Annotated in this window: 4 protein-coding genes; all 4 read right to left on the bottom strand. The window is 64.7% G+C overall.

The features are described from left to right. A partial coding sequence (fabZ, locus tag QZ326_RS11625; RefSeq protein ID WP_295745375.1) for a 3-hydroxyacyl-ACP dehydratase FabZ occupies positions 1-317 on the bottom strand: 317 nt, incomplete at its 3' end. A gap of 9 nt (positions 318-326) precedes the next feature. Further along, on the bottom strand, positions 327-1,568 hold the full coding sequence (fabF, locus tag QZ326_RS11630; RefSeq protein WP_295745366.1) for a beta-ketoacyl-ACP synthase II: 1,242 nt from the start codon (positions 1,566-1,568) through the stop codon (positions 327-329). 22 nt (positions 1,569-1,590) lie between these two features. Further along, positions 1,591-2,334, bottom strand: a complete 744-nt coding sequence (fabG, locus tag QZ326_RS11635) for a 3-oxoacyl-[acyl-carrier-protein] reductase (RefSeq protein WP_295745377.1) — start codon at positions 2,332-2,334, stop codon at positions 1,591-1,593. Next, positions 2,334-3,284 carry an ACP S-malonyltransferase gene (fabD, locus tag QZ326_RS11640; protein WP_295745369.1) on the bottom strand — a complete coding sequence of 317 codons (951 nt, stop codon included), beginning with the start codon at positions 3,282-3,284 and terminating at the stop codon, positions 2,334-2,336. Before fabD ends, fabG begins: the two co-directional genes overlap by 1 nt. Positions 3,285-4,174: the final 890 nt, after the last annotated feature.

The raw sequence follows: 4,174 nt of genomic DNA on the forward strand, positions 1-4,174 counted from the left end.
ATCTCCACCACGTCCCCGGGAACCACCTGCCGCTTGAAACGGGCGTCCTTTACCCGGCCCAGAAAAGCCAGCTTTCCCCGGTTTTCCGGCAGGGCCAGAATGGCCACGCCCCCCACTTGGGCCATAGCCTCAATGAGGAGCACGCCGGGCATCACGTGTTTTTGCGGAAAGTGGCCCTGGAAGAAGGGTTCATTCACCGTGACACACTTGATGCCCTTCGCCCACTGTCCCGGCTCGCCGTCCACGATGCGGTCCACCAGGGCGAAGGGGTAGCGGTGGGGCAAGATCTCGGCGATCTGGTCGGAGTCATAGGTCATTCCCATCTCTCAGCCCTCCCATCTTTTGAACAGGATGCTGCCGTTGTGCCCGCCGAAGCCCAGAGAGTTGCTCATGGCGTACTCTACCGCGGCGGCACGGCCCTCGTTGGGTACCACGTCCAGGTCGCACTCCCCGTCCGGCACCCGGTAATTGATGGTGGCAGGGAGGAAGCCGTCCCGCAGGGCCAGGGCGGTGAACATGGCCTCCACAGCCCCCGCCGCTCCCAGCATATGCCCGGTCATAGACTTGGTGGAGCTGACGGCCAGTCTGCGGGCGTGGTCCCCAAACACCGCTTTGACAGCAGCGGTCTCGATGGCGTCGTTCAAATGGGTAGAGGTTCCGTGGGCGTTGATGTAACCCACCAACTCCGCCGGGACAGCTCCATCCAACAGAGCCAGGGCCATAGCCTTGGCTCCGCCGCTGCCGTCGGGCCGGGGGGCGGTCATGTGATAAGCGTCACAGGTGGCTCCGTAACCCACAATCTCGGCATAGATCTTCGCACCCCGTTGCCGGGCCTGCTCCAGCTCCTCCAACAGCAGAACGGCGGCGCCCTCGCCCAGGACAAACCCGCTCCGCTCCCCGTCAAAGGGTATAGAGGCCCGGCTGGGGTCCTCCGCCTGAGTCAGGGCCCGCATGGAGGTAAAGCCGCCCACCGCCAGAGGCGTGACGGCGGACTCCGTACCCCCGCAGAGGCAGACATCGGCGTAGCCGTCCCGAATGTAATGGAAGGCGTCCCCCACGGCGTTGGTGCCGCCGGTGCAGGCGGCTACAGGGCAGGAGCACATCCCACGGAAGCCCGCGGCGATGGCCACCTGTCCTGCTGCCATGTTGCAGATGCCGGAGGGGATAAAGAAGGGGGACACCCGGTCCCACCCTCGGGCCATGCCCCGGTCGTGTTCCTCCTCAGTGATGCTCAGGCCCCCGATACCACTGGAGACGATGACGCCGCAGCGGTCGGCATTGGCGTCCTCCACCCGAAAGCCGGCGTCCGCCAGGGCCTCCCTGGCACAGGTCACCGCGAACTGGGTGAAGCGTCCCATACGCTTGGTCTCCGGCTTCGGGATATATCTCTCCGGATCAAAACCCTTGACCTCTGCGGCCAGGCTGACTTTCATGCCGGTGGTATCAAACCGGGTGATTGGCCCAATACCACACGCGCCTTTCCGCACGGCCTGCCAGCTCTCCGGCGCGGTAAGGCCTAAAGGCGTAACCGCACCCAGGCCGGTAATAACAACTCTGCGTCGTTCCATAGTACCCCCCAAAAATTTCAATTTACACCGCCATGCCGCCGTCCACCGCTAAAACCTGACCGGTGATATAGGCGGCGCCGTCACTGGCCAGGAAGGCCACGGCTCGGGCCACTTCCTCGGCGGTACCCAGACGGGCCATGGGGATAGCCGCCAGGGCGGCGGCTCTGGCGGCCTCCGGGAGGGCGCCAGTCATGTCGGTGTCGATGAAGCCCGGGGCCACGGCATTGACGGTGATCCCCCGGCCCGCCAGCTCCTTGGCCAGGGATTTGGTCATGCCGATGACCCCGGCCTTGCTGGCGGCGTAGTTTACCTGTCCGGCGTTGCCCCGCAGGCCTACCACGCTGCTGAGATTGATGATGCGGCCGTACCGCTGTTTCAGCATCAGGCGGCTGGCGGCCTTCATGCACAAAAACGTCCCCTTCAAATTAGCGTTCATCACCGCATCGAAGTCCGCCTCACTCATCCGCACCAGCAGATTGTCCCGTGTGATCCCGGCGTTGTTCACCAGGATGTCAATCCGTTGAAAGCCGTGAACCACCGCGTCTATAAGGCCGTTGACCTGACCCGGGTTAGACACATCACATCGGATCGCCAGCGCCTTAGTCCCCAGAGCCTCCACGGTTTGTACCGTCTCTCGGGCGGCGGTCTCGTTTCCGGCATAGCACAAAGCCACATTGGCCCCGCTCCTTGCCAGCTCCAGGCACACGGCCCGTCCAATCCCCCGGCTGCCGCCGGTGACCACAGCTGTTTTCCCCGTAAAATCCATCACGATCTTCCCTCCGTCAGTTCTCTCAGGGTATCCGGCAGAGCCTCCACGTCCGCCGCAGTCTCCACCGGGCAGACCGGAAACCCCGGCACAGTCTTTTTCACAAAACCAGTGAGGGCCTTTCCCGGACCGATCTCCACCAGGGCGTCCAAGCCCATGGCTGCCATCTTCCGGATGGAGTCCTCCATATAGACGCTGTTCTGGACCTGCCGGACCAGCAACGACTGGATAGAAGCCCCATCCTCCCGTACGTTCCCCAAGCAGTTGAAAATCACCGGAATCCGGAGCTCTCCGAAGAAGACGGTTTGGAAATACGACTCCAGTGCCGCCCCGGCGGGCGCCATCAGCGGCGTGTGGAAGGGCCCGCTGACCCGCAGGGGAAGGCACCGCTTCGCGCCCCGTTCCTTTGCCAGGGCGGAGGCCTTCTCCACCGCCGCCCGGTCTCCGCCGATCACTAGCTGGCCGGGACAGTTGTAGTTGGCGATAACCACAGTACCCAGGGCAGAGGCCTCCTCACAGACGGCCTGGAGCGTCCCCCGGTCCAGGTTCAAAACCGCCATCATGGCGCTGTCGTGACCGGAAGCGGCTTCCTCCATGGCCTTGCCCCGGAAGGCCACCAGCTGCACAGCGGTTTTCGCGTCGAACACACCAGCGGCGTGGAGGGCGGCGTACTCGCCCAGAGACAGCCCGGCCGCCGCCGCGGGGACGACGCCCCGCTCCCGCAGCACTGCCGTGAGGCCGGCGGCAAAGGCTACCATACAGGGCTGGGTGTACCGGGTCTGATCCAGAAGTCCTGCCCCGTCCTGAAAGGAGACCTCCTTCAAGTCAAAGTCCACCGCCTCCACGGCCTGGTCCAGCACCGCCCGGAAGGCGGGGTACGCCTCGTACAGGTCTGCCCCCATACCGGGGTGCTGGCTGCCCTGTCCAGCATATAAAAAGCCGAGCTTCATGTGGCGGCCCTCCATTCGTTCATAATCTGCTCTATCTGTTCCCGCACTGTGGAGAGAGCTGTCACTTCTCCAGCATTGGCGCCGCAGAAAAACAGGCCGTTCTCCCAGTCCCCCCGCACCGCCGCAACCAGCGCTTTGGAGATGCAGTAGGGCGCTGTTTTCCGGCCGCAGGGCACCAGACACTTGATACAGCGGTCAATAGCCGGCTGAATTCCCTGCTCCACCCGCTCTACCAGTGGGTTGCGAAGGGCGCGGCCCGGCAGTCCCACCGGGCTTTGGACGATCGCGATATCCTCCCCCCGGGCATTCAGCAGCACCTGCTTATAGGCGGGGCTGGCGTCGCACTCCTCTGTTGCAATAAAGCGGGTGGCAAACTGGGCTCCGGCGGCGCCCTGGTCCATGCAGCGGCGCATCTCCCGGCCGTCTTTCACGCCGCCGGCCACAAACACGGGGATATCCCGTCGGTACTTCTCCCGGAAGGGGGCCAGCGCCTCCAAAACCTCATGGAGCAGAGTGCTGAGGGGCTTTGGCCGTCCCTCCTGAGCCGCCAGGGCCTCCTCTCTGGAAAAGCCCAGGTGTCCCCCGGCCAGGGGGCCCTCCAGCACCACAAAGTCGGGAACCCTCTGGTAATGTTTGTCCCACAGCTTACAGATCAGGGCTGCGGCCCGCCCGCTGCTGACCACCGGCGCCAGGGCGGCGCCGCTCTCCGGGACCTCCGCCGCAATGGCGGGCAGGTCCCGGGGCAGCCCCGCGCCGCTGACTACGGCGTCCACCCCTGCCCGCAGGGCGGTGCGGACGCTGTCTGCGTATTGCGTGGTGGCCACCATGGCGTTGACCGCCACCATCCCCGAGATCGGAAGAGCACACGTCTGAACTCCAGTCACCATACG

The sequence above is a fragment of the uncultured Oscillibacter sp. genome (assembly GCF_910587525.1).
Classification (GTDB): domain Bacteria; phylum Bacillota; class Clostridia; order Oscillospirales; family Oscillospiraceae; genus Oscillibacter.

Excerpts from the sequence above, each read along its gene's own strand:
- fabF (WP_295745366.1), bottom strand. The coding sequence starts at position 1,568 with ATGGAACGACGCAGAGTTGTTATTACCGGCCTGGGTGCGGTTACGCCT.
- fabG (WP_295745377.1), bottom strand. The coding sequence starts at position 2,334 with ATGGATTTTACGGGGAAAACAGCTGTGGTCACCGGCGGCAGCCGGGGG.
- fabD (WP_295745369.1), bottom strand. The coding sequence starts at position 3,284 with ATGAAGCTCGGCTTTTTATATGCTGGACAGGGCAGCCAGCACCCCGGT.